Annotated in this window: 24 protein-coding genes; 16 read left to right on the top strand and 8 right to left on the bottom strand. The window is 71.3% G+C overall.

What is annotated here, in order from left to right:
* Positions 1–2 precede the first annotated feature (2 nt).
* The 4 genes from AC0IWM_RS05810 to AC0IWM_RS05795 form a co-directional block, all read right to left on the bottom strand.
* Positions 3–1,364, bottom strand: a complete 1,362-nt coding sequence (locus tag AC0IWM_RS05810) for a UDP-glucose dehydrogenase family protein (protein WP_471753477.1) — start codon at positions 1,362–1,364, stop codon at positions 3–5.
* A 334-nt stretch (positions 1,365–1,698) separates the two neighbouring features.
* Positions 1,699–3,726 carry a right-handed parallel beta-helix repeat-containing protein gene (locus AC0IWM_RS05805; protein ID WP_471753476.1) on the bottom strand — a complete coding sequence of 676 codons (2,028 nt, stop codon included), beginning with the start codon at positions 3,724–3,726 and terminating at the stop codon, positions 1,699–1,701.
* Positions 3,727–3,822: 96 nt separating this feature from the next.
* A complete protein-coding gene (locus AC0IWM_RS05800; RefSeq protein ID WP_056467096.1) occupies positions 3,823–4,032 on the bottom strand; it encodes a hypothetical protein in 210 nt (69 codons plus the stop codon).
* 335 nt (positions 4,033–4,367) lie between these two features.
* Complete coding sequence (locus AC0IWM_RS05795; RefSeq protein ID WP_471753475.1) at positions 4,368–6,239, bottom strand: ABC transporter ATP-binding protein; 1,872 nt, start codon at positions 6,237–6,239, stop codon at positions 4,368–4,370.
* A gap of 106 nt (positions 6,240–6,345) precedes the next feature.
* Here AC0IWM_RS05795 and AC0IWM_RS05790 point away from each other — a divergent pair, with 106 nt between their 5' ends.
* The 11 genes from AC0IWM_RS05790 to hslU all read left to right on the top strand — a co-directional run bounded on the left by AC0IWM_RS05790 (position 6,346) and on the right by hslU (position 16,137).
* Positions 6,346–6,813: a tRNA (cytidine(34)-2'-O)-methyltransferase gene (locus tag AC0IWM_RS05790; protein ID WP_056467090.1), complete on the top strand. Its 468-nt coding sequence runs from the start codon at positions 6,346–6,348 to the stop codon at positions 6,811–6,813.
* Between the two features lie 85 nt (positions 6,814–6,898).
* Positions 6,899–7,588, top strand: a complete 690-nt coding sequence (locus tag AC0IWM_RS05785) for a PspA/IM30 family protein (RefSeq protein ID WP_471753474.1) — start codon at positions 6,899–6,901, stop codon at positions 7,586–7,588.
* Positions 7,589–7,705: 117 nt separating this feature from the next.
* Positions 7,706–7,975, top strand: coding sequence for a YiaA/YiaB family inner membrane protein (locus tag AC0IWM_RS05780; protein WP_447678932.1), 270 nt, complete (start codon positions 7,706–7,708; stop codon positions 7,973–7,975).
* Between the two features lie 64 nt (positions 7,976–8,039).
* Entirely contained in the window at positions 8,040–8,966 is a 927-nt protein-coding gene (hemF, locus tag AC0IWM_RS05775) for an oxygen-dependent coproporphyrinogen oxidase (RefSeq protein ID WP_471753473.1), read from the top strand.
* The gene (locus tag AC0IWM_RS05770; protein ID WP_471753472.1) at positions 8,963–9,553 is read left to right on the top strand and encodes a suppressor of fused domain protein; all 591 of its coding nucleotides are present in this window, start codon (positions 8,963–8,965) and stop codon (positions 9,551–9,553) included. The genes hemF and AC0IWM_RS05770 overlap by 4 nt, the downstream gene beginning before the upstream one ends.
* Complete coding sequence (locus tag AC0IWM_RS05765; RefSeq protein WP_471753471.1) at positions 9,553–10,698, top strand: ATP-dependent DNA helicase; 1,146 nt, start codon at positions 9,553–9,555, stop codon at positions 10,696–10,698. The genes AC0IWM_RS05770 and AC0IWM_RS05765 overlap by 1 nt, the downstream gene beginning before the upstream one ends.
* Before the next feature lie 131 nt (positions 10,699–10,829).
* Positions 10,830–11,225, top strand: a complete 396-nt coding sequence (locus AC0IWM_RS05760; protein WP_471753470.1) for a GFA family protein — start codon at positions 10,830–10,832, stop codon at positions 11,223–11,225.
* A 112-nt stretch (positions 11,226–11,337) separates the two neighbouring features.
* Positions 11,338–11,874 (top strand): ATP-dependent protease subunit HslV, encoded by a 537-nt coding sequence (gene hslV, locus AC0IWM_RS05755; protein ID WP_471753524.1) that lies wholly within the window; start codon positions 11,338–11,340, stop codon positions 11,872–11,874.
* Positions 11,875–11,953: 79 nt separating this feature from the next.
* Positions 11,954–13,624 carry a methyl-accepting chemotaxis protein gene (locus AC0IWM_RS05750; RefSeq protein ID WP_471753469.1) on the top strand — a complete coding sequence of 557 codons (1,671 nt, stop codon included), beginning with the start codon at positions 11,954–11,956 and terminating at the stop codon, positions 13,622–13,624.
* Positions 13,625–13,753: 129 nt separating this feature from the next.
* Positions 13,754–14,824 (top strand): hypothetical protein, encoded by a 1,071-nt coding sequence (locus AC0IWM_RS05745; protein ID WP_471753468.1) that lies wholly within the window; start codon positions 13,754–13,756, stop codon positions 14,822–14,824.
* Positions 14,824–16,137, top strand: a complete 1,314-nt coding sequence (gene hslU, locus AC0IWM_RS05740) for an ATP-dependent protease ATPase subunit HslU (RefSeq protein ID WP_471753467.1) — start codon at positions 14,824–14,826, stop codon at positions 16,135–16,137. The genes AC0IWM_RS05745 and hslU overlap by 1 nt, the downstream gene beginning before the upstream one ends.
* Before the next feature lie 53 nt (positions 16,138–16,190).
* Here hslU and AC0IWM_RS05735 read toward each other — a convergent pair whose 3' ends face one another.
* The 3 genes from AC0IWM_RS05735 to AC0IWM_RS05725 all read right to left on the bottom strand — a co-directional run bounded on the left by AC0IWM_RS05735 (position 16,191) and on the right by AC0IWM_RS05725 (position 19,465).
* Positions 16,191–17,267, bottom strand: coding sequence for an MBL fold metallo-hydrolase (locus AC0IWM_RS05735; RefSeq protein ID WP_471753466.1), 1,077 nt, complete (start codon positions 17,265–17,267; stop codon positions 16,191–16,193).
* Positions 17,268–17,365: 98 nt separating this feature from the next.
* Positions 17,366–18,451, bottom strand: coding sequence for a Rieske 2Fe-2S domain-containing protein (locus AC0IWM_RS05730; protein WP_471753465.1), 1,086 nt, complete (start codon positions 18,449–18,451; stop codon positions 17,366–17,368).
* A gap of 453 nt (positions 18,452–18,904) precedes the next feature.
* The gene (locus AC0IWM_RS05725) at positions 18,905–19,465 is read right to left on the bottom strand and encodes a hypothetical protein (protein ID WP_471753464.1); all 561 of its coding nucleotides are present in this window, start codon (positions 19,463–19,465) and stop codon (positions 18,905–18,907) included.
* 226 nt (positions 19,466–19,691) lie between these two features.
* On the opposite strand from AC0IWM_RS05725, the gene pgeF reads away from it, so the two are divergent.
* The 3 genes from pgeF to AC0IWM_RS05710 all read left to right on the top strand — a co-directional run bounded on the left by pgeF (position 19,692) and on the right by AC0IWM_RS05710 (position 22,607).
* Positions 19,692–20,480, top strand: coding sequence for a peptidoglycan editing factor PgeF (gene pgeF / locus AC0IWM_RS05720; protein WP_471753463.1), 789 nt, complete (start codon positions 19,692–19,694; stop codon positions 20,478–20,480).
* A 265-nt stretch (positions 20,481–20,745) separates the two neighbouring features.
* Complete coding sequence (locus AC0IWM_RS05715; RefSeq protein ID WP_471753462.1) at positions 20,746–21,621, top strand: outer membrane protein; 876 nt, start codon at positions 20,746–20,748, stop codon at positions 21,619–21,621.
* 251 nt (positions 21,622–21,872) lie between these two features.
* Positions 21,873–22,607 (top strand): DUF2076 domain-containing protein, encoded by a 735-nt coding sequence (locus AC0IWM_RS05710; RefSeq protein WP_056467046.1) that lies wholly within the window; start codon positions 21,873–21,875, stop codon positions 22,605–22,607.
* Positions 22,608–22,671: 64 nt separating this feature from the next.
* On the opposite strand, the gene AC0IWM_RS05705 is transcribed toward AC0IWM_RS05710, so the two are convergent.
* Positions 22,672–23,514, bottom strand: a complete 843-nt coding sequence (locus AC0IWM_RS05705; protein ID WP_471753461.1) for a L,D-transpeptidase — start codon at positions 23,512–23,514, stop codon at positions 22,672–22,674.
* Positions 23,515–23,760: 246 nt separating this feature from the next.
* Between AC0IWM_RS05705 and AC0IWM_RS05700 the strand changes: the two genes are divergently transcribed.
* Positions 23,761–24,495 carry a chemotaxis protein gene (locus AC0IWM_RS05700; protein ID WP_471753460.1) on the top strand — a complete coding sequence of 245 codons (735 nt, stop codon included), beginning with the start codon at positions 23,761–23,763 and terminating at the stop codon, positions 24,493–24,495.
* Between the two features lie 66 nt (positions 24,496–24,561).
* Positions 24,562–26,655: an excinuclease ABC subunit UvrC gene (uvrC, locus tag AC0IWM_RS05695; protein WP_471753459.1), complete on the top strand. Its 2,094-nt coding sequence runs from the start codon at positions 24,562–24,564 to the stop codon at positions 26,653–26,655.
* Positions 26,656–26,673: the final 18 nt, after the last annotated feature.

Raw genomic sequence — 26,673 nt, 5'->3', positions numbered from 1 at the left:
ACCTACTCGCGTCGCACGGCGTCGTCGTGGGGGTGGGCGTCGGGGAGCGTGCTCCGGACCGGGGCCTGGCCGACGCCGGTGTAGTGGAAGCCCCGTCGGCGCACGTCCTCGGCCTTGTAGACGTTGCGCAGGTCCACCAGCACGGGCGCGGCCATCGTCGCGCGCAGCCGGGCGAAGTCGAGGGCGCGGAAGGCGTTCCATTCCGTGACGATCACCACCGCGTCGGCCCCGGCGGCGCATTCGTAGGCGTCCCCCGCATAGGCCACGTTCGACAGGAGCGCGCGGGCGGCCTCCATGCCCTCCGGGTCGTAGGCGCGGATGACGGCCCCGCCGTCCTGGAGGCCGGTGATGACGGAGAGCGAGGGCGCGTCGCGCATGTCGTCGGTGTTGGGCTTGAAGGTCAGGCCGAGGATCGCGATGGTCTTGCCCCGCACCGAGCCGCCGCAGGCCTGGATCACCTTGCGCGCCATGGCGCGCTTGCGCTGGTCGTTGACCGAGACCACCGTCTCGACGAGGCGGATCGGGGTGCCGGCATCCTGCGCCGTCTTGACCAGGGCGACGGTGTCCTTCGGGAAGCACGAGCCGCCGTAGCCCGGGCCGGCATGCAGGAACTTCGACCCGATGCGGTTGTCGAGGCCGATGCCGCGGGCGACCTCCTGCACGTTCGCGCCGACCCGCTCGCAGAGGTCGGCGATCTCGTTGATGAAGGTGATCTTGGTGGCGAGGAAGGCGTTGGCGGCGTACTTCGTCAGTTCCGCGGTGCGCCGGTCCGTGAAGAGGATCGGCGCCTGGTTGAGGTAAAGCGGCCGGTAGACCTCGCCCATCACGGCGGCGCCGCGGGCGTTGTCGGCCCCGATGACGATGCGGTCGGGCCGCTTGAAGTCCTCGATGGCGGCGCCCTCGCGCAGGAATTCCGGGTTCGACACCACCGCCACGTCGGCCTCGGGCCGGGTTTCGCGGATGATGCGCTCGACCTCGTCGCCGGTTCCCACCGGGACGGTGGACTTCGTCACCACCACGGTGAAACCGGTGAGCGCGCCCGCGATCTCTCGGGCGGCGGCATGGACGTAGGACAGGTCGGCGAAGCCGTCCCCGCGCCGGGACGGCGTGCCGACGGCGATGAACACCGCGTCGGCATCGGCGACCGCGCCGGCGAGATCGGTGGAGAAGCTGAGGCGGCCGTGGCGGACGTTCTCGGCCACCAGGGCTTCCAGGCCCGGCTCGTAGATCGGCATGCGCCCGGCCTTCAGCAGGTCGATCTTGCCCGCATCGTTGTCGACGCAGATCACCTGGTGCCCGAAATCCGCCAGGCAGGTGCCCGAGACGAGGCCGACATAGCCGGAGCCAACCATCACGATATGCATGACATGCCCTTCCCTGCCGGGGCGCGTGCCCGGCAACCGACATCTGCGCGATCCGTGGCGCCTAGCAGCCCGGGATGCGTTGATCCATCAAAGAATCCGTCGGTCGGGGAGGGAAGCAGCGGACCGCTGCCGCGGGGCGGCGGCGGCCAGATCATCTTGGTAATACTTAGCCAAGCATCCAAAACCCGGTCACGCTCTTCCCCGGTCGCGGGCCCCTCGGATACCAGCCCTCCGCCGGCCCGCCTCAACATACGCTAACGGACCCGCCCACGGGACCGATTCACGAGGCGAAATGCCCGTCCCGGCGAAGCGGCCCAGCGGGCGGGCGAGCGGGTCAGGGCCGCTTGTCGGAGGGTGGCGGCAGGCGCGCGTCGCGGTCCAGGGGAGCGTAGTCCCGGGTGCGGATCGCGATGCCGGCGGCGTCCAGCACCGTGTCGAAGCGCGCCGGGCCGTTCGCGGGGGCGCCGGAGGGCAGGCGCAGGCCGTCCGGGCCACGGTTGCCGGTGAGGACCTGCTCGTCGGCGCGGGCGCCGTCGCCGAACCGGACGGGCTCGCTCCCGAGGAAGGCGTTCCCCGCGATGGTGTTGCGCGCGGCCGCCGGATCGTCCCGCAGGATCGTGGCGAGGCCGGGATAGCGGGCGCGCCAGGGCTTGGAGCCGACCGGCATCGCCGCGTAGGCGGCGCGCAGCTCCGATTGCGGATCGGTGATCGCGTCGCTGGCCCAGGTCCGGCCGCGGGCATCGACGTGGATCGCCGGGCTCGATTCCACGAACAGGTTGTCGGCGACGCGGTTGTCCCGGCCGCCGCCGAGGAAGACCGGCTGGTCGACCCGCACGAACAGGTTGTCGCGCACCGTGACGCCGCTCGCCATGTCGTCGAGGTAGACGCCCTTGATCTCGAAGCCCGGCGCGGCGCGGATGTCGTGCAGGTAATTGTGTTCGATCACCGTGCCCCGGGCGGTCCAGTCGCGGCCGGAATAGATGGCGCCGCTATCGGTCGAGCCGGACAGGACCCGGGCGATCTCGTTCCGGGCGACCCGATGGTCGTTGCCCCGCAGCAGGATGGCGTACTCGTCGGTGTCGTGGATGTAGTTGCCCTCCACGACCTGCCCGACGCCCTCGACCGTGATCGCCGGACTCTGGGTCCGGGCCAGTTGGGCGTAGTCGCGGATCCGGCAATCCCGGACGAAGAGCCCGGCGGGGCTCAAGGTCGCCCTGTCACCGCCCGACAAGAGGACGGCGCCGATGCCGGTCTCGGCGACGGTGCTGGCCGCCAGTCCGCTGGCGGTCGCGCGCGCGATCGACAGGGCCCGGCTGGGGGTCCGGCCCAGGCGTGCGCCGGTCATCACCACATCGGTCGCATCGGCGACCCGGACGAGGTCGCCCTGCGCCTGTTCGAGGGCCAGACCCTCGAAGCGCAGATGGGACGCGCCCTCGACCGCCAGCAGGGTGTCGGTGACCGCCACCTCGATCGCACCGGCGGGATCGCGCGGCCAGACCAGGAGGACGCCCCAGCCGGCGTCGCGCCACCACTCGCCGGGCGCATCGAGTTCGCCCAGCGCGTGGACGATCCGGTAGCGGGCGCCCTTGGCGATGCCCTCGTAGGGCTGTGCGCCCAGGGTCAGGCGCCTGGCCGCGGAATCCAGGCCGACGACCGGGAAAGCCTCGAACAGCCAGTCCCAGTGCCAGTACCCCTCCGCCCAGAGGTCGGGTTCGCCGCGCCAGCCCTCGATGCGCCCGTCGGCCGCGGTGAAGTCCGCACCGGCCCCGCTGGCGGCCGCCACCTTGGCCCAGCCGGCATTCGGCCAGCGCGCCGGCCAGAGCGCCCCGGCGCTATCGAACACGGCGAGGTTCACCCGGGCATCGCGATGCGCGAGGGTCCGGGGTTCCTGGATGCGGGGATCGATCCCGGCCGCGGCGGGCAGCCGATAGGCGCGAATCTGCGCGCGCGCGGCGGCCGGCAGGCGGGCGCGCAGGTCGGAGGGGATGCCGTCGGGCGCGGGCGAGAGGGGGACGGAGCCGACGAGGCGGGTGGTGCCGTCGGGACTTCCGCGCACCACCAGGGGGGCGGCGGCCGTGCCGCCATCCTCGGGTCCGAAGCGGACCGGCTCGGAGAGGCGGTGCAGTCCGGGGGCGAGGGCGATCGCGATCGCCAGGCGCGGGTCCGACCGGCGCCAGGTCCGGCGCAGGGCCAGGGCCGCCGGTAGGGTGGCGACGACGACATGGCTGACGGGGGGCTTCGAAGCGGGCTTCGAGGAAAGGGTGGTCGCCTTCGGATCGACGGTGATGACGATCGGCTCGGCGGCCGGAGCAGCGGCCCGTAGCGGCAGGCAGAGCGCCGCGAGGCCGGCCAGAAGACGCACGGGCCTCCCCGGCCGTCGGTTGCGTGCCCTCAAGCGCTGGACCTCGATCGGCGTTGCGGCGCCCGTCCCTGCGACGGCCGCCGAACGCGGATGATCTTAGGCGGTCGGGTAGGAGAACACACCCACCGACTTGTGGAACTGGCCGGTCTCGCGCACCCGGTGGCGGCGCGCCTTGTCGAGGAGGCGGCTGTCGAGGCGGTCGCCGCCGATATCGGCGAATTGCCGGTCGGTCAGGTTCGCGATCTCGCGGACCGAGGCGTGCTCCTTCCAAGAGGAGCGGATGTGGTTGATGATTGCGTGTACCATGGGAGTCGGGTCCGAAAACGGTTCGTGCCACGAGGCCAATCGCCCCGTCGCCATGGACCCGATGTAGGCTTTGCCGCAGCGCAGCACGAGAGGCGATGCGGCCGGTCTGCTATGCAGGATGGACATGAAACAGGCAGGGTTTGCTTAACGCCTGCGCATTTCGACCCTAAATCCCTCTTGACGCAGCGGTTTTTACGGCTCCGCCTCGCCTTCGGACGCGGCCTCTGCCCAATGCCCCGGCAGTCCGCGCGTCCCGCATGTGCGGTGCAGCACGGATGTCCCGGAACCGGACGCCGCGCGGGCGTCCGAAACCCCGCCGGACGAGCCCGGACCGCCTATTCGGCGGCGGCCTCGTAGGGCCGGGTGGCGAGGCCGTCAGCCAGGAATCCGCCCGACTGGCGCTCCCACAGGCGGGCATAGAGGCCCCCGCCGGCGATCAGTTCGGCATGGGTGCCCTCCTCGATGACCCGGCCGGAATCGAGGACGATCAGGCGGTCGAGGGCCGCGATGGTCGAGAGGCGGTGCGCGATGGCCAGCACCGTCTTGCCCTCCATCAGGGTATCGAGGCTCTCCTGGATCGCCGCCTCCACCTGCGAATCGAGGGCGGAGGTCGCCTCGTCCAGGATGAGGATCGGGGCGTCCTTCAGGATGACCCGCGCGATGGCGATGCGCTGGCGCTGGCCGCCGGAGAGCTTCACCCCGCGCTCGCCCACCTGAGCGTCGTAGCCGGTGCGGCCCTTGTGGTCGACGAGGTCGCGGATGAAGCCGTCGGCCTGGGCGAGGCGGGCGGCCCGCTCGACCTCGGCCAGGGTGGCGTCGGGGCGGCCATACGCGATGTTGTCGCGGATCGAGCGGTGCAGCAGCGAGGTGTCCTGGGTCACCATGGCGATGGCGCTGCGCAGCGACCCCTGCGTCACCCCGGCGATGTCCTGGCCGTCCACGAGGATGCGGCCGCTCTCCAGGTCGTGCAGGCGCAGGAGCAGCGCGGTGATCGTGGTCTTGCCGGCGCCGCTGACGCCGACGAGCCCGACCTTCTCGCCCGGCCGGATGTGCAGGTTCAGGCCCGCGATGATCGAGGCGTCGTCGCGGCCGTAATGGAAGCCGACGTTCTCGAAGCGGATGTCGCCGCCCGTGATCGTCAGGGTCCCGGCATCGGGCCGGTCGGTGATGGCGTGCGGACGGGCGATCGTCTGCATGCTCTCCTGGATGACGCCGACATTCTCGAAGATGCCCCGCACGGTCTGCATCACCCAGCCCGACATCGCCATCAGGCGCAGGACCAGGGCGAGGCCGGCCGAGGCCTCGCCGGTGGTCATGCCGCCGCGCTGCCACAGGATCACGCAGACGCTGGCGGTGGAGAGGATCAGCAGGCTGTTGAGGAGGCCGAGCAGGGTGGTGGTGCTGCTCACTAGCCGGAACTGGTGCAGATAGGCCTTGGTGTGCACGTCGACGGCGTCGCGCACCGCCGCGCGCTCCTCGCGGTCGCGGGCGAAGAGCTTCACCGTGAGGATGTTGGTGTAGCTGTCGACGATGCGTCCGATCAGGGCCGAGCGGGTGTCGGCGGTGAGGAGCGAGCGGGACCGGGCGCGCGGCACGAACCAGCGCGTCAGGGCGGCGTAGGCCGCGATCCAGACCACCACCGGCAGGGCGAGCCAGAGCGAGATCGATCCGAACAGGCCGACCGCCGTCACCGCGTAGATCGCGACGTAGAGCAGGGTGTCGATGAACACGACCGCGAGTTCGCGCACCGCCGGGCCGACCTGCACCACCCGGTTGGCGAGGCGCCCGGCGAAGTCCGCCTGGAAGTACGAGAGCGAGTGGCCGAGGGTGTAGAGGTGCGTGCGCCAGCGGATCTGGTTCGTCGCCTGCGGCACGATCAACTGGTTCGACAGGATCTCGTGCAGCCAGATCGTGATCGGGCGCACCACCAGCAGGAGGCCGGCCGCCAGCATCAGGCCGGTGCCGTGCTCCTGCCACAGGGTCGCGCGGTCGGCCTTGTTGAGGAGGTCGATGAACCAGCCCATGAGCAGGTAGAGCGAGGCCTCCACCGACCCGGCCAGCACCGCGACCACGAACAGGATCGCCAGGGCGCCGCGGATCGGCCGGAGGTAGAAGCTCGCGAAGCCGAGCACGGATTTGGGCGGCATGCGGCCGTCGTCGAACGGCGCGAAGGTGTCGATCCGGCGCTCGAGCCAATCGAGAAACATGAGACCATCCGGTTGCTGCAGCGCCCTCTTAGCTATGCCGCCTTGACCGCCTGCCAACCGGGGAGCGATGCCGCACGGACCCGCCAGCCCCGTTGGGACGCCGCCGATGCTCCGCCTCGCCCTCTACCAGCCCGACATTCCGCAGAACACCGGCACCCTCCTGCGCCTGGCCGCCTGCCTCGGGGCGGCCGTCGAGATCATCGAGCCCGCGGGCTTCGACGTCTCGGACCGGCACCTGCGCCGCGCGGGCCTCGACTACCTCGACCGGGTCGCCGTCACCCGCCACCGCTCGTGGGACGCCTTCGCGGCCTGGCGGCAGGCGGAGAACATCCGCCTCGTCCTCGCCACCACGCGGGGCGCCCTGCCCTACACCGACTTCGCCTATCGCGACGGCGACTGCCTGCTGATGGGCCGGGAATCCGCCGGCGTGCCCGACATCGTCCACGCCGCGGCGGAGGCCCGGGTGGTGGTGCCGATCCGCCCCGACCTGCGCTCGCTCAACGTCGCGGTCTGCGCCGCCATGATCCTGGGCGAGGCCCTGCGCCAGACGGAGGGTTTTCCGCGGGCGGATTGAACGCCGTGCAATATCGCACTTGAACACTGTTCAAACCGTGCGACAACCGGGGGGTGGACAGCAGCCACTCACCCGGAGCCCGACGATGCTCAGATTGTTTCGGACCCTCGCCCGCGGCGCCGCCGCCCGCGCCGAGGAGGACCTCTTCGACCGCAACGCCCTCCTGATCCTCGACCAGCAGATCCGTGAGACCCGCGCCGCCCTGGAGCGCAGCCGTCAGGCGCTGGCCGCTTCGGTGGCCGGCGACCGGGCCGAGGAACGCCGCCTCGCGGAGGTCGAGGCCCGCGCCGCCGACCTCGAGACCCGCGCCGTGGCGGCGCTCCAGTCCGGCCGCGACGACCTCGCGGCGGAGGCGGCCGAGGCGATCGCCGAACTGGAGGCCGAGCGCGACGCGATCCGCACCGCCCGGACCCGCTTCGCCGCCGAACTGGCCCGCATCCGCGCGAAGGTCGCCGACGCCACCCGCCGCCAGGCGGAGCTCGAACGGGGCCGCCGCCTCGCCGCCGCGGCCGAGACCGCCCGGCGCCTGCGGATCAGCCCGGACCCGCAGGACCGGGCCACGCTGAAGGAGGCCGAGGCGACGCTGGCCCGCCTGCGCAGCCGCCAGGCCGAGGCCGACGACACCGAGGAGGCCCTGCGCGAGGCCGAGCCCGGCGCCGACATCGCCGAGCGGATGGAGCGCGCCGGCTTCGGCCCGAGCGCCCGCCCCGCTCCCTCCGCCATCCTCGACCGCCTGCGCGCGCGGGCCGACGCGTCCCGTCAGCCGGCCGCCTGACCGCCGCGCAGCGGCTGCGCAAGCGGCCCCTCCCCCTCTGCGGGGGAGAGGGACTGCGCAGCGCGCTTCATCGCCGATCCCGCCTTCCGAAATCACCCCGCCCCGAGGAGAATCCCCATGACCAACGAGACCACGCAGCATTCCGGCGCCTGGGTCGCCTTCACCTACGCCTCGTTCCTCGGCTCCGCCGTGATGGTGGCCGCGGGGATCCTGTTCATGCCGATGGACATCTGGATCAAGGGCTACCTCGCCATGGGCACGATCATGCTGGTGCAGTCCTGCATCACCGCCACCAAGACCATCCGCGACGTCCACGAGGGCCGGCGCATGGTCAACCGGATCGAGGACGCCAAGACCGAGCGGCTGCTGATGTCCGTCAAGGATTGAGCGCCGCGACCCGACCGCGGCCCGGTGAATTGACGGCCGGGCGGCGGGATGGGACATCCCCGGCATGACCATGCCCGAATCCTCCGTCCCCCCGCTGCCCGAGGCCGAGCGCGACGCCGTCAAGGCCGAGGCGACGGCGTGGTTCACCACCCTGCGCGACCGGATCGTCGCCGCCCTCGAGACCCTGGAGGCGGAGGCGACCGGGCCGTTCCACCCGGACGCGCCGGCCGAGCCCGGCACCTTCGTGAAGACGCCCTGGCAGCGCACCGACCACAGCGGCGCGCCCGGCGGCGGCGGCACCATGGCGATGATCAAGGGCCGGGTCTTCGAGAAGGCCGGCGTCCACGTCTCGGCCGTGCACGGTGAGTTCGCCCCGGAATTCCGCGCCCAGATGCCGGGCGCCGCCGAGGATCCGCGCTTCTTCGCCACCGGGATCTCGCTGATCGCGCATCCCTGGAACCCCAACGTGCCGACCGTGCACATGAACACCCGCTTCGTGGTGACCACGAAGACCTGGTTCGGCGGCGGCGCCGACCTGACCCCCGTGCTCGACCGGCGCCGGACCCAGGACGACCCCGATTCTCTGGCCTTCCACGCGGCCATGCGGGAAGCCTGCGACGCCCATGCCCCGGCCGCCGACTACGCCCGCTACAAGGCCTGGTGCGAGGAGTACTTCCACCTCAAGCACCGCAACGAGCCGCGCGGCATCGGCGGGATCTTCTACGATTATCACTGGACCGGTGACCCGAAGGCGGACCTCGCCTTCACCCGCGACGTCGGCGGGGCCTTCCTGAAGGCCTACCCGGCCATCGTGCGCGCCAACCTGGCGACGCCCTGGACCGAAGAGGACCGGCTGGAGCAGCAGGTCCGGCGCGGGCGCTACGTCGAGTTCAACCTGCTCTACGACCGCGGCACAATCTTCGGCCTGAAGACCGGCGGCAACGTCGCCTCGATCCTGTCGTCGCTGCCCCCGACGGTGCGCTGGCCGTGAGCGCCCCGGCCGCCCCTCCGGCGGACATCACCGAGGCCAACCGCGCGGTGGCGCGGATGTTGGCGGGCGCCTTCGGCGGCGCGCCCTCCGTCGCCCGGCACGCCGACGAGACCGGCCGCAGCCACGTCGACATCCTGACCTGCCGCGACGCGCCGCGTCCCGGACTCACCGCCTGCGCGACGGTGACGCTGGCCAACCACCTGCTCTACCGGGACGGCGCGGAATTCCCCGGGCGCTGCGAGATCCTGGGCGTGGGCACCGATCCCGACGTGGCGCGGATGCTGGCGGCCTGCGCCTTCCAGGTCATCGACGGGCGCTGGTTCCTGGCTCCCGGCATCGTCTTCCCCGGCCTGCTCACCGGCCTCTCGGCGAGCCTGGCCCACGTCCTGTTCGTGCCGCCGACCCTGTTCGAGGCCCGCCTGCAGGCGCTCCCCGCGGCCGATACGGCGCTGGCCTTCCTCCAGGCGGTGCCGATCTCGGAAGCCGAGTACGCCTTCGCGCAGGAATCCGGGGGCGATGCCCTCGAGGACCTGTTCGCCGCGCGTGGCGCCGACCTCTTCGACCTCCAGCGGGCCTCGGTGCTCTGATGGCCGAGACCGACGGCAAGACCGCCACCGAGACCGATCTGCCGACCCGCTTCGCCCCCCAGCAGGACGCGGCCCTCAAGGCGATCTCGGACTGGCGCAAATCCGGCGGCCCCCAGGTCTTCCGCCTGTTCGGCTATGCCGGCACCGGCAAGACCACCCTCGCGCGGCGCATCGCCGACGACGTCGACGGCACGGTGGTGTTCGGCGCCTTCACGGGCAAGGCGGCGTCGGTGATGCGCCAGAAGGGCTGCCACGACGCGGCGACGATCCACAGCCTGATCTACCGCACCAAGGAGACCGAGGATGGCGGCCCGGCCTTCACCCTGAACCGGACCGGGCCGGTCTCGAAGGCCGAGCTCATCGTCATCGACGAGTGCTCGATGGTGGATTCGGACCTCGGCAACGACCTCCTGTCCTTCGACCGGCCGGTGCTGGTGCTCGGCGACCCGGCGCAGCTGCCGCCGGTGCGCGGCGGCGGCTTCTTCACCGAGGCCGAACCCGACGTGATGCTCACCGACGTCCACCGGCAGGCCGCCGACGACCCCATCGTCCGGATGGCGATGACGGTGCGCGAGGGCGGGCGCCTGTCGATCGGCGAGTACGGCGAGAGCCGCATCGTCTCGCGCCGCTCCATCGACCCGGCCGTGGTGCTCCAGGCCGACCAGGTGCTGGTCGGCATGAACAAGACCCGGCGGCTCTACAACAACCGCCTGCGCGAGCTCGCCGGCCACACCGACCCGATGCCGGCGGTGGGCGAGAAGCTCGTCTGCCTGCGCAACGACCGCACCAAGGGCCTCCTGAACGGCTCGACCTGGACCGTGCACGCCCAGCGTTCCTCGCCGCGCGCCGACACGGTGCGCCTCGACGTGGTGCCCGAGGACGACCCGGCCCTGCGCCGCCGGCCGGTGGACATCAAGGTGCTCAAGGCCGTGATGTCGGGCTCCGAGGAGGAGATCCCGGCCTTCCTCAAGCGCGAGACCGACGAATTCACCTACGGCTACGCCCTGACGGTCCACAAGGCGCAGGGCTCGCAATGGGACGACGTCGTGCTGTTCGACGAATCCTTCGCCTTCCGGGAGCACCGGGCGCGCTGGCTCTATACCGGCCTGACCCGGGCGGCGAAGCGGATCACCGTCGTCGTGTAGGGCGGCTCGCTGGGCGCAGGGCGCGACTTTGTGCAGGGCGCCCCTCGGTGCAGGACGCCCCTCGGTGCAGGGCCCCCCTTGCGCGACTCGGCCCCCTCGGGGACAACGGGCGCGAGCGAGGGGGAATCCGCATGGCCTTGACCGGACGCTGCCGCTGCGGCGCCATCCACTACGCGGCCGAGGGTGAGCCGAGCCACAGCGCCCTGTGCCACTGCACCGATTGCCGGCGGTCCTCGGGCGCGCCGGTCGTCGGCTTCGCGCTGTTCCCGAACGATCGGATCACGATCACCGGCACGCCCACGGCCTACGAATCCTCGCCCGGCGTCGTCCGCGAGTTCTGCGGGACCTGCGGCACCAACCTGTTCTACCGCAACGAGGCGGTCTTTCCCGGCCAGGTCGACTTTCACACGGCGACCCTGGACGATCCCGACGCCCTGCCCCCGTCGATCCGCATCCAGGTCGCGGACGCCCCCGCATGGTTCGGCCGGTTCGACGCGCTGCCGGCCTTTCCGCGCTATCCCGAATAGGCCGGGATCCCGGCGACGCTTGGAGTGGACCCGGCGAGCGACTACGTGAGCGGGGTTCAGAACCGAACCGGAGCCTGCCTTGTCCCATTCCGAAGCGAGCGGTCCGCCGCAGATGCACGCCACGACGATCCTAATGGTCCGCAAGGGCGGCCGGGTGGTGATCGGCGGCGACGGGCAGGTCAGCCTCGGCCAGACCATCGTCAAGGGCAATGCCCGCAAGGTCCGGCGCCTCGCCAAGGGCTCGGTGATCGGCGGCTTCGCGGGCGCCACGGCCGATGCCTTCACGCTGTTCGAGCGGCTGGAGGCCAAGCTCGAGCAATATCCGGGGCAGCTGACCCGGGCCTGCGTCGAGCTGACCAAGGACTGGCGCACCGACCGCTACCTGCGCCGCCTGGAGGCGATGATGCTGGTGGCCGACAAGGAGGTCAGCCTGCTGCTCTCGGGCGCGGGCGACGTGCTGGAGCCGGAGTGCGGCGTGATGGCGATCGGCTCGGGCGGGAACTACGCCCTGTCCGCTGCCCGCGCGCTGGAAGACAGTACCCACGACGCGGAAGAGATCGTTCGCCGCGCCATGCGGATCGCGGCCGAAATCTGCGTCTACACGAATGACAGCCTCGTCATCGAAGCGCTGGAGACGTCCGAAATCTGACGAAGTGCCGGTCCGTTAACCGAAGTTTTCGAGACACTGCTTACCAGCTTGTATCAAAGCTCCGAGCAGGGTCTCGAACATGACGATCAAGGCGAAGATACTGATGTTCGTCCTGGCCTGCGGGGCGATCACCCTGCTGGTCGCCGGCATCGGGATCGGCACCCTCTCGGCCTTCAACGACGCGATGGTCGAATCCCGGCACGCGGCCCGCCAGGCCCTCGACGCGGCCAACGTCAACCGTCTCGTCAGCAACGTCGTGCTCGAATCCCGCGGCGTCTACGCCGCCAAGGACACCGCCGACGCACAGAAATACGCCGACCGGATGCGCCTGAACCTGACGGCGATGAACGACCTCCTCGCCGCCCTGGGCCGGCGCGTGCAGGAGGCCGAGGGCGCGCAGTTCGCGCGCGTCGCCGAGGGCGCCGCCACCTTCACCACCCTGCGCCAGGAGATCGCCCGGGCCGGGACCGCGATCGCCCCGAAGGCGGCGGCGGATCTCGGCTTCAACGAGGCCAACCGCGCCAACCGGCAGGCCTTTCAGGATTCCATCGACGCCCTGGTGGCCAGCGGTCAGGCCCAGGTCGCGGCGATCGATGCCGCCACCGACGCCCTCTACGCCAGCCGCCTGACCCTGCTGATCGGCCTCGCCGTCGGCGGCACCCTCGCGAGCCTGGTGCTCGGCGTCGTCATCGGCCACCGCCAGATCGCCGCGCCCCTCGGCCGCGTCACCGCCGCGATCCGGCGCCTGTCCGAGGGCCAGCTCGACCTTCCGGCGGTCAAGCCGGGCCGGGACGAGATCGGCGGGATCTGGGCCAGCATGCAGGTCTTCGCCCGCTCGATGCAGGAGACCGCGGCCCTGCGGGCGACGCAGGACGAGGCCGCCGGCCTCGCCTCCAGCCGCCGCCGCAGCGAGCGCACCGAACTCGCCGACCGCTTCCAGGGCAGCGTCGGGGGCCTGGTCGGAGACCTCTCGGATGCCGCCGCCGCGATGGAGGAGACCGCGCGGACGATGTCGAGCCAGGCCGAGCGCACCAACCGGCAATCGGCCGCGGTGATGCGCGCCGCCCAGGAGACGGCGCAGAACGTCCAGGCGGTGGCCGCCGCCACCGAGGAGCTCGCCGCCACCGCCAACGAGATCGGCCAGCAGGTCGGCCAGACCTCGGCGGCCGCGGCGACCGCCGTCGAGAGCAGCCACCGGACGAATGCCCGCGTCGAGGCCCTCGCCGAGGGCGCGGCCCGCATCGGCGACGTCGTCGCCCTGATCTCGAACATCGCTGGCCAGACCAACCTCCTGGCGCTGAACGCCACCATCGAGGCGGCCCGGGCCGGCGAGGCGGGGCGCGGCTTCGCGGTCGTCGCCACCGAGGTGAAGACCCTCGCGGCCCAGACCGCCAAGGCCACGGACGAGATCACGGCGCAGATCGGCATGATCCAGGCCGCCACGCGGGAGACGGTGGAGGCGATCCGCGAGATCGGCACCACCATCGGCAGCGTGCACAGCATCGCCCTCGGCGTCGCGGCCGCGGTCGAGGAGCAGCAGGTCGCCACCCAGGAGATCGCCCGCAGCGTCAGCGACGCCGCCCGCGGCACCCACGACGTCACCGAGACCATGGCCGAGGTCCAGGGCGCGGCGGTGGAGGTCGGCGCCGGGGCCGCGCAGGTCCTGGCCTCCGCGGCCGAGCTCGCCCGCCGTTCCAGCGCCCTCGACGGCGAGGTCACGCGCTTCGTCGGCTCGATCCGGGCCGCCTGAGACGCGGGAACGACTGGAAAGGGCGGCGCGACGCGCTTAAGTCGGGGGCGTGCGTCAGCCAGCCCCCTCTCCCGCCCGACGCGGCATCGCCCCGGCTTTCCCCGGGGCGACCCACCGCGAGGTTCCGTCGTGATCACCGCCGACCACCTTCGCCGCGCCGTGGCCGAGGGCATCATCACCGAGATCCAGGCCGCTTCCCTCGACCGCCTGTCGCGGGCGGACCCGCCGCGGGGAGCCGGGATCGACGAGCCGCGCGACGACGAGCGCCTGCGCTTCGTCTCGGGCTTCGCCGACATCTTCGTCACCCTCGGCCTGTTCCTGTTCCTCGGCGCCTGCGCGCATTTCGGCCTGTCGGCGCTGGGGCCGGCGCCCGGCTACGCCCTGATCGCGGCCCTGGCCTGGGGCCTCGCCGAGTTCTTCACCCGCCGGCGCCGGATGGCGCTGCCGAGCATCGTCCTGCTGGTGGTCTTCGCCCTGGCGGTGCAGTCGGCGGCCGCCTTCGCGCTCGCCGGCCCGGGCCGGGCCGGCGCGAGCTGGCCGACCCTCCTCGACCTGACGGCCGATCCCCGGCTCGGGCCGCTTCCGCTGATCGGCGGCGCCCTGGCGACCCTCCTCCTCGTGACCCTGCACTACCGGCGCTTCGCGGTGCCGATCACGGTGGCGGCCGGGGCGGCGGCCCTCTGCGCCCTCGTCTTCGGGCTGCTGCTCGCCGCGGCACCGGACCTGACGCGCGCCGCCCGCGACGGCCTGTTCATCGCCGCCGGGCTCGGCGTGTTCGCGCTCGCCATGCGCTTCGATCTGGCCGATCCGGCCCGCGTCAGCCGGCGCACCGACATCGCCTTCTGGCTGCACCTGCTGGCCGCCCCGCTCATCGTCCACCCGATCCTGGGGAGCCTGACCGCGGGCGGCGGACAGGCGGCGACCCTCGGGGTGCTGGCCATCGTCCTCGGCCTCGCGGGCATCGCCCTGGCGGTGGACCGGCGCGCCCTCCTCGTCTCCGGCCTCGTCTATGCCGGCCTCGCCCTCGGCGCCCTGGTGCGCGAGGCGGGATTCGCCGGCAGCACCGTTCCCCTGAGCCTCCTTACCCTCGGGGCCTTCATCCTGGCGCTCAGCGCCGGCTGGCACCCCTTGCGCGCGCTGCTCCTGCGCGCCCTCCCCCGCCCCCTGGCAGCCCGGCTGCCGCACCCGATCGGAGCGTGATGACCACCTTCTCCCCCCGCGAGATCGTCTCGGAACTCGACCGCTTCATCGTCGGGCAGGCCGACGCCAAGCGCGCCGTCGCCATCGCGCTGCGCAACCGCTGGCGCCGCCAGCAGCTCACCGGCCCCCTGCGCGAGGAGGTCGCCCCGAAGAACATCCTGATGATCGGGCCGACCGGCTGCGGAAAGACCGAGATCGCCCGCCGCCTGGCGCGCCTCGCCGGCGCCCCCTTCCTCAAGATCGAGGCCACCAAGTTCACCGAGGTCGGCTATGTCGGCCGCGACGTGGAGCAGATCGTGCGCGACCTCGTGGAGGTCGGCATCGGCCTCAAGCGCGAGGAGAAGCGCCGTTCGGTGAAGGCCAAGGCGGAGGCGGCCGCCGAGGCCCGCATCCTCGACGCCCTCGTCGGCCCGACGGCGAGCCAGGCCACCCGCGACAGTTTCCGCAAGAAGCTGCGGGCGAGCGAGATCGACGACAAGGAGGTCGAGATCGAGCTCGCGGGCGGCGCCCCGGGCGGCCTGCCGATGTTCGAGATCCCCGGCATGCCCGGCGCCTCGATGGGCGCGGTCAACCTCGGCGACATGCTCGGCAAGGCGCTGGGCGGTCAGAAGGGCAAGCCGCGCCGGATGACCGTGCGCGACGCCTACGCGCCGCTGCTCGCCGAGGAATCCGACAAGCTCGTCGACGCCGAATCCCTGACGCAGGAGGCGATCCGCGAGGTCGAGGACAACGGGATCGTCTTCCTCGACGAGATCGACAAGATCTGCGCCCGCGAGGGCCGCTCCTCGGCCGACGTCTCCCGCGAGGGCGTCCAGCGCGATCTCCTGCCCCTGATCGAGGGCACCACCGTGGCGACGAAGCACGGGCCGGTGAAGACCGACCACATCCTGTTCATCGCCTCGGGCGCCTTCCACGTCTCGAAGCCCTCCGACCTCCTGCCGGAGCTGCAGGGCCGCCTGCCGATCCGCGTCGAGCTGCAGCCGCTGACCGTCGAGGATTTCCGCCAGATCCTCACCTCGACGGAGGCGAGCCTGCTGAAGCAGACGGTGGCGCTGATGAAGACCGAGGGGGTCACCCTCGAATTCAGCGCGGACGCGGTGGACGCCCTGGCCCGCGTCGCCGTCGACGTGAACAACTCGGTGGAGAACATCGGCGCGCGCCGGCTCCAGACCGTGCTGGAGCGCGTCATCGACGAGATCTCCTTCACGGCCACCGACCGCTCCGGCGAGACCGTGGCGATCGACGCCGCCTACGTGCGCGCCCGGGTCGAGAGCCTCGCGGCGAACGCGGATCTGAGCCGCTTCATCCTCTGACGGCACGGCGCCCGGATCGACGGCGTCCGACCTCCGATCCGGGCAGGCGCATCCTACCCTTCCCAGACCTGACCCGGCCGCATGGCGAGGAAGCGCTCCGGCGAGATGCCCCGCTCGGCGCAGGCCTGCGCCAGGGCCTCGACCGGCTGCTCGATCCCCTCGTCGGTGAGCTGGAAGGTGCCCCAGTGGTGGCCGAGCATCTGGTCGGCACCGAGCAGGAGCCCGGCCTCGACGGCCTCGGCCGGGTTCATGTGCTGGTCCTTCATGAACCAGCGCGGCTCGTAGGCCCCGATCGGCAGGGTGGCGAGGCGCGGCGGCCCGAACCGGGTGCGGGCCTCCCGGAACGTCGCCCCGTCGCGCAGGCCGGTGTCGCCCGAATGGTAGTGCACGCCCACCGGGGTGGTGAGCACGAAGGAGCACCACAGAGCCATGCGGCGGTCGTTGAGGCCGCGGGCCGACCAATGGTGGGCGGGGGTGAGGTGGATGGTCAGGCCGCCGCCGAGATCCACCGACTGGCCCCAGTCGCGGGTCTCCACGTGCAGGGTGTCGTCGTAGGCGCGCAGGATCGCCTCGTTGCCGAGGGGGGCGAGGATCAGCGGCTGGTGCGCCTGCCAGAGCCGCGCCACCGCCGGCCCGTCGAGGTGGTCGTAATGGTTGTGGGTGATCAGCACCGCGTCGATCGGGGGCAGGTCCGCGAAGGCGATTCCCGGCGGGTTCACGCGCTTGGGGCCGGCGAATTTCACCGGGCTCGCCCGGTGGGCATAGACGGGATCGACCAGGATGTTGCGGCCGGCGACCTGGAACAGGTAGCTCGCATGGCCGATCAGGGTGACGCGCAGGCCCGAGACGCGCTCCGGGGGCCTGTCGGGGGCGTAGGGACTCGGGTGCGCGGCCGGCCAGGCCTGGCGAAGGGGGCTGTCGACCCCGCGCCGGGAGCGCCAGCGGGCCAGGTCGCCGAGGGTCTTGTCCGCCGGCTGGTCCGGGCCGTGGAAGCGGGCGCCGTCGAAGTGGTCGCTGCGCGGCCCGCGGTAATAGGGGTTTCGCCCACGCTTATGGGCGGCATAGCCGACCCCGCCGAGCGTCATCACCGTGGCGGCGCTCAACGCCTTGATCAAACTGTGCCGTTTCATGGACCCGAGATGGCGGCTGCGGCGCGCCGATCAAGCGGCGCGGCCACGCATCGCAGCTGGCAGGACCTTTCGCAGCCCGGCGCGGCCGAGCCGGGAGGTCACGAGCGCCAGCGCAGCTCCTGCCGCGCCAGCGGGTTGGCGAAGGGCCGCCCCTCGCGGGCGGCCTGGAGCGCCTCGCGCTTGAGGCGGAAGTACCATTGCGACGGCAGGTCGCCCTGGCCGAACAGCACCATGGTCGGCTTGCGGTCGAGGCCGGCCTGGGCGTGCTGCAGCACCTGCTGGTCCTGGGTGAGGAACTGGCGCATCAGCGGCCGCGCCAGGGGCTTCAGGAGATTCAGCGCCGGCATGTTCCAGTACAGGGCGTTGGTGAGCAGGGTCCGGTTCTGGGTCAGGGGCGTCGCGAAGGTGTAGTTCGCGACCCGCTTCGCCCCGGCCTCGATCCGCTCCAGCCGCACGCCCGGCAGGCGGAACTCGATCTCCACCGCGGGCACGCCGCCGAGCAGCCGGTAGACGGGTGAACTCGTCGTGGTGGCGTGGCTCGTCATGGTGAAGCCGTGCGGTGTCGGCGTGAAGGTCTTCACCTTCTCGCGCAGCTCCTTGGAGGGGCGGAACCACCAGGAATCGTGAACGAAGGCGACGTGGCCGGGATCGACGAGGCTGAGCGTCGTCAGGTCGAAGGAGGCCTCGACCACGAGCTCGACCACGAGGGAACCGGCCGCCTGGAATCCGAGCTCCGGCAGGGCCGCGGGCGGCGAGCCGGTTTCCGGCCCGAGATAGGGATTGACCCAGGCGAAGCCCGCGCTCTCGCGGATGGGAAAGCGCTGCACCGCGATGCGCGAGAAGTCGGCGTTGTCGGACGCCGAGAGAGTCGGCACGTCGCGGCAGCGCCCGTCGGTGCCGAAGCGCCAGCCGTGAAACGGACAGGTCAGTTCATCGCCCGCGAAGCGGCCCTTCGACAGGGCCATGCCGCGATGCGGGCAGCGGTCGCGAAGCGCGAAGGGGGCGCCGGACGCCTCGCGGCCGAGGACGATCTGCTCGCCGTTCAGCTCGACGGCCCGCAGGGCCCCCGGCTTCAGGGACTCGGCGCGGCCGACGCAGTACCAGGCGTCGGGCAACGGCTGGCGCATGGCATCCGGGTCGAGCGCCGCCTCGTCGGGCGCCGGCATCCGCAGGGCTGTGGACATGGGGAGGGGCGGGTCCGTGGCCTTTGGGCAGGGCGCGCGCTCGCGTCGCGGCACCCCGCGAGGGGAAGGCCCGAAGCTTTAGACCTCCGGCGGGGCCGAGGCCAGCCGGGCGCCCGCGGCAGCCCGACGCCGACGCGGGCAGCGGCGGATGGGCGCGGGCGCGGGCCTTTTCAAACCGGATGGGGCTGACTAACTTCGGCTCACCCGCAACGAACGAAAGGAGGTGATCCAGTGTCTCATTGTCATCAGCCGCTCACCACGGCCTCCCGGACCTGGACCGTCGCCTCCGGCGCAGCCTTCTAGCGCTCGAAGCGAACGCGACAGTTTCGGCCGGACGATACAGCGGTTCGGCAATGGAAGGGCCGCCCCTCACGGGGCGGCCCTTCGATGTTTCGGTATCCCTTGGCTCCGAGGGCCTGGACGTCCCAGGACCGCACCGGAGCCTCCGCGGCGTCAGACGCTGCGCTTCTGGAAGATGGGCTGCGCCAGCGCCTCGGCGCGGGCGGCCCAGAGATCGCGCTCGCTCCGCATCTCGGTCAGTTGCGCGGCATCGGCCGCCATCTTCGCCTGGAGGTCGCGGACCTCCCGCTCGAACGCGCCCTGGGCGGCGGTGAGGCGGTCGCGCTCCATGCGCACCTCCTCGAACTCGCGCATCTCCGCCTCGACATGGGCACGCAGGTTGCGCAACTCGCGGGCGATGACGCCCTGGAGCGCATCGTAGCGGTCGCTCTCGACCTTGAGCTTGGCCTTCAGCATGATGTTCTCGGCCATCAGGTCCGAGACGTCGGCCTCGGCGGCATCCGCCGCGACGGGCGCCGGCGTCACGACGCGCGGGGTCCAGGCTTTTCCCTGGTCCGTCGAGCGGGCCTCCTCGGCCTGTGCCGGTGCGGCGGCGGGCTGGGTCTCGGCCGGATTGGTCGCCGCCTTCATCGCCGCCAGCCAATCCCGCAGCGGACCGGGCTGCGGCCGGGATGCCGGCTCGTACGGGGCTTGGTGGCGGGCTGCTTCCGACATCGGCTGATCCTCGACTCTTGCGACGTATCCGATCAAAACATGCTTAACGAACCGTAAAGAGCCACGACTTCAGGCTGTGGCCGGCGAGGCGCCCGCGGATCGTTCCGTCCCCTCGCGCCATCGGATGTCCGTGATAGAGGCGGGCGCCGGCCCGTCGCCGCGCGCCGTGCAAGACCGTTCGAGGATCGAAGTGCCGAGGATCGATGTGACGAGGATGGATGTGACCATGACGCGCGACCTGCCCGACTCGCTGGAATCGCCCGACCTCGCCGGCCTCCCGGGCATCCGGCACGCCTTCTTCACGCGGCGCGGCGGAGTCTCAGAAGGAATCTACGCCGCCCTCAACGGCGGCCTCGGCTCGAGCGACGCCCCCGATCACGTGGCGCGGAACCGGGGCCGGATGAGCCGGCACCTCGGCGTGGCCGAGGACGCGCTCGTCAGCCTGTACCAGGTCCACTCCCCGGACGTGGTGGTGGTGGAGGCGCCGATCGCCCTCGCCGACCGTCCGAAGGCCGACGGGATGGTGACGCGGATTCCGGGCCTCGCCCTCGGGATCGCCACGGCCGATTGCGGGCCGATCCTGTTCGCCGATCCGCACAACCGCGTCGTCGGCGCGGCCCATGCCGGATGGAAGGGTGCCCTCGGCGGGGTGATCGAGCGGACCGTGGCGGCCATGGAGGGCCTCGGTGCCGAGCGCGGCCGCATCTTCGCGGTGCTGGGCCCGACGATCGCGCAGCCTTCCTACGAGGTCGGCCCCGACTTCATCGCGCGCTTCCGGGCGGAGGCCCCGGGCTTCGAGCGCTTCCTCGGGGCGGGAGCTCGCGCGGACCATGCGCAGTTCGACCTGCCGGGCTTCATCCGGGCGCGACTCGTGGAGGCCGGGGTGGGGCAGGCCGGCGACCTCGGGCGCTGCACCTACGCCGACCCGGACCTCTTCTATAGCTACCGCCGGACCACCCATCGGGCCGAGCCCGATTACGGCCGCCTGATTTCCGCGATCGCCCTCGCCGCCTGAGCCGCCCTCCGACCTGCGACACTTTGTCAATCTTCGACCGCGAAAAAAGCGTGGCCGTGGGTGAACCTTGGCCATTCACGCGCGTTCGGTTTTCACGGAGTGGGTGAGAATAAGACGAGCATCGCCACAAAGGGGCCGCCTTCGCTGCGGCTGGCGTGATCGCAACGCAACAGCTTCTCGCTCGCTGCTGGCTTAAAGACGGGGAACTGCAGCGGACGCCACCAGCAAAAGGGGCGCCGGTGCGTAACGGTTAGAGGACCAGATCATGAAATCCTTCCTTCGCAGCGCCACCGCGCTCGCCGGCATCGCTCTCGCCGGCTCCGCCTTCGCCGCCGACCTTCCGCGCCGCCAGGCTCCGCCGCCGGTGTTCGTGCCGGTGCCGGTGTTCACCTGGACCGGCTTCTACGCTGGTTTCAACGCCGGCTACGGCTTCGACGCCTCCAGCAACAGCCAGCCGACCGTCATCGGCGTGAACGGCGCCAGCACCCTGGTCCTGCCGGGCACCACCGCTGCCATCGCGTTCAGCAACGGCCAGAGCAACGACGGCTTCGTCGGCGGTGGTCAGGTCGGCTACAACTACCAGTTCACCCCGGGTTCGGGCGTGGTCATCGGTGTCGAGGCCGACGCCCAGTACGTCGACTTCGGTCGTGAGCGGAACCGCTTCTCCGCCACCGGCCCGCTGGCCGCCCAGCAGGTCTTCAACCCGGCCGGCGTCTCGGGCCTCGACTACTTCGGCACCGTGCGCGGCCGCCTCGGCTACGCCTTCGACCGCACCCTCGTGTACGGCACCGGCGGCTTCGCCTACGGTTCGGGCGGCGGTCGCGACTTCGGTCTGACCAACAGCAGCCGCGACGACTTCCAGACCGGCTGGGCTGCCGGCGGCGGTATCGAGTACGCGCTCCCCACCGACTCGTTCCTGAACTTCTTCAAGTCCTCGGCCGTCACGCTGAAGGTCGAAGGCCTGTACGTGAACCTCGACCGCGGCAACCGCAACAACGGCGTCTTCGCGGTCAACAATGCCGGCCAGGAAGTCAGCGTCACCAGCCCGGGTGTCGTGCTCGTCAGCGGCGGCCGCCAGGTCCGCGACACCGAGTTCGCCGTCGTCCGCGCCGGCCTGAACTACAAGTTCGGCTCCTACTAGGATCCGACGCATCCGGCGCTCCCATCGCGGAGCGCCGATCTTTCGAGGGAGCCCGGCCACAAGGCCGGGCTCTTTCGCGTTGGCGAACGCGTCCGTGCGGAAATGCACGGCGTTACGGAACATTCGGATCGGCGCATGCATCCGGGACGGCAAACTTTGCGTTGAGCCCCTGACAAAGGCCGGCGGCACCCCCATCTGTGACCCGCCCGTGCGGGTGGTCACCCGCCGGCTTGCCCCAGGAGGACAACTCCATGAACAGCGAAGAACGCGACGTCATCGGCGGCATTTTCCAGCGCCTGGAGCAGGCCTCGAGCCAGCCCCGCGACGCGGAAGCCGAGCGCTTCATTGCCGACAAGATCCGGGCGCAGCCCTACGCCCCCTACGCGATGGCGCAGCTGATCTACGTGCAGGAAGAGGCGATCAAGAGCCTGAACGAGCAGCTCGAGCAGCTGCGTCGGGCGGGCCAGCAGCAGCCCCAGGGCGGCGGCGGTTTCCTGTCCAGCATCTTCGGCGGCGGCTCCTCCGCCCGCCAGCCCGAGCCGCCGCGCCAGGGCGGCGCCTGGGGCAACCAGGGCGGGCAGCCCGGCTACGGTCAGCCGCAGCCTGGTTACGGCCAGCAGCCGGGCTATGGCGGCCCGCAGCAGGGCGGCCCCTGGGCCGGACAGCAGGCGGCGCCGGCCCGTGGCGGCGGCTTCATGGCCACTGCCCTGCCCATGGCGGCGGGTGCCGCCGGCGGCATGCTCCTCGGCAGCGCCCTCTCCAACGCCTTCGCGGGCGGCCATTCGCAGCTCGGAAGCGCCGCGGCGGCCGGTCTCGGCGGCACGCCGAACGTCACCGAGAACAATTTCTTCGGTGGCAGCGGCAACGAGGATCTCGGCTCGGCCCTGGGTGGCGGCAACGACCTCCAGGACGCCTCGTTCGCCGATGATTCCGGTGGCGACTTCGGCGGGGATCTCGGCGGCGGCGGCGACGACGACTGGGTCTGATCCACGACGGGGGAGCCGGTGCCCGCGCGGCGGTGCCGGCTCCCTTCCGATCAGCTCCGGGACGTCAGAGGACCTCGACCCGGGTGCCCACCGGTATGCGCTCGTAGAGGTCGATGACGTCCTCGTTCATCATGCGGATGCAGCCGGACGAGACGTTCTGGCCGATCGTATGCGGCTCGTTGGTGCCGTGGATGCGGTAGAGCGACGAGCCGAGATAGAGCGCCCGCGCCCCGAGCGGGTTGCCGGGTCCGCCGGCCATGTGGCGCGGCAGGTCGGGGCGGCGGCGGATCATCTCCTCCGGCGGCGTCCAGTCCGGCCATTCCCGCTTCTGGCTGATGGTCTTCAGGCCCGACCACGCGAAGCCCGGCCGGCCGACGCCGATGCCGTAGCGGATCGCCTGGTGCCCGGGCTGCACGAGGTAGAGGAACTTCCCGGGCGTATCGACCACGATGGTCCCCGGCCGTTGCGGGCCGTCGAAGGACACGACCTGGCGGGCGTAGCGCGGGTCGGGGGCGCGGGCGATGCTCTCGACCGCCGGCTCCATGCCCTGGGCCGACGGGAGAGCGGCGACGCGGACGGGTGGCCGCAGGAAAGCCGCGGCGATCGGCAGCGTCTCGCGACGTTCGACGCGCTCCTCGGGGACCCGGTCACCGGAATGGAGCTGGCGCGGAGCCTGGGCGACGCCGTAGAGACCGGGATCGCGCGCCGCCCGCTCGTCGGCGGGGCGGGAGACGTAGCGGACCGGAGCGGGTGCGGCCGGGCGCGCATCCTGGCCTCCCCCGAGCATGTACTCGATGAATCCCCCGCCATAGGCGCCGGGCCGCGCGGGTCCCTGCTGCGCCTGTGCCCCCTGCCCCGCCAATCCCGCCGTGAGGCAGGCGATGGCCACGCACCAATCGAACCGCATGCTCGTCAACGCTCCAAGCCCGGTCGGACCCGCTCCCGGGTGCGACGTGCCGACAGGATCGGAGACCGGGGCGAGGACCCGGTGAAGGAACATGGTGAATCGTTCAGCCCGGTGCGGCTTCGAACAGCTCGTCGGATTCAGCGTGAACGGGCGGTAAAGGTTGCCGGGGCGTTGCGACGTTCAAGAAATCGCAATCAGTTCGCGCCATCGTCATCCGGCTTCACTCTATCCGGCTGATCGCGACCGATGACTCTCAAACGTTACCGCATCGAGGACAGCCTCGGGCTCGCCGCCCCCGCCGCGGCGGCGGAGGGCGCCGTCTCGTCGGAGGCGGCGAACCTGAACAACAAGCGCCTCGAAGAGATCCTGGCGGCGATCCAGGATCTCAGGAAGGTGACGCAGACGAGCACCGTCGAGACCATCGATGCCTGCCGGCGCGAGCTGAACGAAGCCTTCGCGATGCGCTCCGAGCTCGACATCATGAAGGACGCGATCACCCGCACCAAGCAGGAGATCGCGACGCTCTACCGGTCGGAGAACACCGGCAAGGGCATGCGCCGCGTCGCCGGCGAGCTCGATGCCGTCGTCGATTCGACCGAGCGCGCCACCAGCACCATCCTGGGCGCGATCGAGGAGATCGAGACCAACGCGAGCATGCTGCGCGCCATGACCACCACCATGGCCGGGCGCGAGAACATCGACGCGATCCTCGACCGCGTCGTCGTCGCCTTCGAGGCCTGCAACTTCCAGGACCTCACCGGCCAGCGCATCAACAAGATCGTCGGCGTGCTGAAGTTCATCGAGGAACACCTCGACCGGATGATCGAGGCCTGGGGCGGCCTCGACACCTTCAGCGAGCTGCTGGGCGCGGGTCCCGCCAAGGTCGACATCGACGACGAGAGCTCGCTCCTCAACGGGCCGAAGCTCGCCGACGACATCGGGCACGTCGACCAGGGCGACATCGACGCGCTGTTCGACTGACCGGATGGGCGCCGATCCCCTCCGGCGCCCCTTCCCTCTCCATTCCGCGAGGCTTAAGTCAGCGGCATGAGCCGCGCGCCCGCGAAAGACCACGCCTCGAAAGATCTGCCGCCGGACGGCTTCGACGAGCAGGACGGCTTCCGCGAGGACGACCTTCGGGACGACGCCTCCGACGACGGGCAGGACCACGCCCAGGCCGACGACGCCCCCGAGATCGACTTCGATTTCGAGGAGGGCGCGGTCAAGGCCGGCACCGAGGTGATCCGGCGGTTCTGGACGACCCTGCCGACCTCGCCGGGCGTCTACCGGATGTTCGACGACAAGGGCGACGTGCTCTACGTCGGCAAGGCCAAGAACCTCAAGGCGCGGGTCGGCTCCTACGCCCGGGGCCAGGCCCATTCCAACCGCATCGCCCGCATGATCTCGCAGACGGCGGCGATGGAGTTCGTCACCACCGCCACCGAGACCGAGGCGCTGCTCCTCGAGGCCAACCTCATCAAGCAGCTGAAGCCGCGCTTCAACGTGCTGATGCGGGACGACAAGTCGTTTCCCTACATCCTCGTCACGGCGGATTCGGAAGCGCCGCAGATCATCAAGCATCGCGGCGCCCGGCGCCGGAAGGGCAGCTATTACGGCCCCTTCGCCAGCGTCTGGGCGGTCAACCGCACGGTCAACGCCCTGCAGCGCGCCTTCCTGCTGCGGACCTGCACGGACAGCTACTACGAGAACCGCACCCGGCCCTGCCTGCTCTACCAGATCAAGCGCTGCTCGGGTCCGTGCACCGGCGAGATCGACCTCGCCGACTACCGGGCGCTCGCCGATAACGCCAAGAGCTTCCTCGCGGGCAAGTCGAACGCGGTCAAGGACCGTATGCGCGAGGAGATGCAGGACGCCTCGGAGAAGATGGAGTTCGAGCGCGCGGCCCGGTTCCGCGACCGCATTGCGGCCCTGTCGGCGATCCAGGGCACCCAGGGCGTCAACACGCAGGGCGTCGAGGAGGCGGACGTCTTCGCCCTCGACGAGCAGGCGGGCCAGTTCTGCATCGAGGTGTTCTTCTTCCGGAACTTCCAGAATTGGGGCAACCGCGCCTACTTCCCCAAGGCCGACCGCACCATGACGCCGGACGAGGTCCTGGCCTCGTTCATCGGGCAGTTCTACGACGACAAGCCGGCGCCGCGCAGCGTCCTGGTCTCGCATGCCATCGAGGATGCGGAACTCCTGGCCGCCGCCCTGTCGAGCCGCACCGACTACCGGGTCGAGATCCACCAGCCGCAGCGCGGCGAGCGCAAGAACCTCGTCGAGTACGCCCAGCGCAACGCCAAGGAGGCTCTCGGCCGGCGCCTCGCCGACACCGCCTCGCAGGGCAAGCTCCTGGCCGCCCTCGGCCAGTCGTTCGGGCTCGCCGGCGCCCCCCGGCGGATCGAGGTCTACGACAACTCGCACATCATGGGCACGAACGCCGTCGGCGGCATGATCGTGGCCGGGCCGACGGGCTTCGCCAAGCAGCACTACCGCACCTTCAACATCAAGTCGGAGGAGCTGACCCCGGGCGACGATTACGGGATGATGCGCGAGGTGCTGCAGCGCCGCTTCAAGCGCCTCGTGAAGGAGAATCCCCGCACCGCCCGGGAGGCGGCGATCGCCGCGAGCGAGGGCGGCGCACAGGAGCCCGTGGCCGGGGCGGCCCCGGAGAGCGACACCCTGCCGGCCTGGCCCGACCTCGTGCTGATCGACGGCGGCAAGGGGCAGCTCGACGCCGCCCGGACCGCCCTGGAGGAGATCGGCGTCACCGACGTCGCCCTGGTGGGCATCGCCAAGGGCCGCGACCGCGACGCCGGGCGCGAGACGTTCTTCGTGCCCGGAAGGCCGCCCTTCAAGCTGCCGCCGCGCGACCCGACCCTCTACTTCGTGCAGCGCCTGCGCGACGAGGCGCACCGCTTCGCCATCGGCAGCCACCGGGCCAAGCGCAAGCGCGAGATGGTGAGGAACCCGCTCGACGAGATCGCCGGGATCGGCCCGAGCCGCAAGCGCGCGCTGCTCCACCATTTCGGCACCGTGAAGGCGATCCAGCGGGCGGCCTTCGAGGATCTGGCGAAGACCCCGGGGGTCAACGCCGCCACGGCCCGGGCCGTGTACGACTTCTTCCACACCCATGCGTGAGGAGATCGGCGTACCCGC

Source organism: Methylobacterium sp. AC433 (assembly GCF_979253015.1).
The sequence above is the reverse complement of the archived record's forward strand: the minus strand, read 5'-3'. Positions and strand labels throughout refer to the sequence as shown.

Excerpts from the sequence above, each read along its gene's own strand:
- pgeF (WP_471753463.1), top strand. The coding sequence starts at position 19,692 with ATGACGCGCGACCTGCCCGACTCGCTGGAATCGCCCGACCTCGCCGGC.
- AC0IWM_RS05790 (WP_056467090.1), top strand. The coding sequence starts at position 6,346 with ATGCTCCGCCTCGCCCTCTACCAGCCCGACATTCCGCAGAACACCGGC.
- AC0IWM_RS05795 (WP_471753475.1), bottom strand. The coding sequence starts at position 6,239 with ATGTTTCTCGATTGGCTCGAGCGCCGGATCGACACCTTCGCGCCGTTC.
- AC0IWM_RS05750 (WP_471753469.1), top strand. The coding sequence starts at position 11,954 with ATGACGATCAAGGCGAAGATACTGATGTTCGTCCTGGCCTGCGGGGCG.
- AC0IWM_RS05705 (WP_471753461.1), bottom strand. The coding sequence starts at position 23,514 with ATGCGGTTCGATTGGTGCGTGGCCATCGCCTGCCTCACGGCGGGATTG.
- AC0IWM_RS05735 (WP_471753466.1), bottom strand. The coding sequence starts at position 17,267 with ATGAAACGGCACAGTTTGATCAAGGCGTTGAGCGCCGCCACGGTGATG.
- hemF (WP_471753473.1), top strand. The coding sequence starts at position 8,040 with ATGACCATGCCCGAATCCTCCGTCCCCCCGCTGCCCGAGGCCGAGCGC.
- hslU (WP_471753467.1), top strand. The coding sequence starts at position 14,824 with ATGACCACCTTCTCCCCCCGCGAGATCGTCTCGGAACTCGACCGCTTC.
- AC0IWM_RS05785 (WP_471753474.1), top strand. The coding sequence starts at position 6,899 with ATGCTCAGATTGTTTCGGACCCTCGCCCGCGGCGCCGCCGCCCGCGCC.
- AC0IWM_RS05810 (WP_471753477.1), bottom strand. The coding sequence starts at position 1,364 with ATGCATATCGTGATGGTTGGCTCCGGCTATGTCGGCCTCGTCTCGGGC.
- AC0IWM_RS05700 (WP_471753460.1), top strand. The coding sequence starts at position 23,761 with ATGACTCTCAAACGTTACCGCATCGAGGACAGCCTCGGGCTCGCCGCC.
- AC0IWM_RS05800 (WP_056467096.1), bottom strand. The coding sequence starts at position 4,032 with ATGGTACACGCAATCATCAACCACATCCGCTCCTCTTGGAAGGAGCAC.
- AC0IWM_RS05710 (WP_056467046.1), top strand. The coding sequence starts at position 21,873 with ATGAACAGCGAAGAACGCGACGTCATCGGCGGCATTTTCCAGCGCCTG.
- AC0IWM_RS05715 (WP_471753462.1), top strand. The coding sequence starts at position 20,746 with ATGAAATCCTTCCTTCGCAGCGCCACCGCGCTCGCCGGCATCGCTCTC.
- AC0IWM_RS05730 (WP_471753465.1), bottom strand. The coding sequence starts at position 18,451 with ATGTCCACAGCCCTGCGGATGCCGGCGCCCGACGAGGCGGCGCTCGAC.
- AC0IWM_RS05765 (WP_471753471.1), top strand. The coding sequence starts at position 9,553 with ATGGCCGAGACCGACGGCAAGACCGCCACCGAGACCGATCTGCCGACC.
- uvrC (WP_471753459.1), top strand. The coding sequence starts at position 24,562 with ATGAGCCGCGCGCCCGCGAAAGACCACGCCTCGAAAGATCTGCCGCCG.
- AC0IWM_RS05780 (WP_447678932.1), top strand. The coding sequence starts at position 7,706 with ATGACCAACGAGACCACGCAGCATTCCGGCGCCTGGGTCGCCTTCACC.
- AC0IWM_RS05725 (WP_471753464.1), bottom strand. The coding sequence starts at position 19,465 with ATGTCGGAAGCAGCCCGCCACCAAGCCCCGTACGAGCCGGCATCCCGG.
- AC0IWM_RS05760 (WP_471753470.1), top strand. The coding sequence starts at position 10,830 with ATGGCCTTGACCGGACGCTGCCGCTGCGGCGCCATCCACTACGCGGCC.
- hslV (WP_471753524.1), top strand. The coding sequence starts at position 11,338 with ATGCACGCCACGACGATCCTAATGGTCCGCAAGGGCGGCCGGGTGGTG.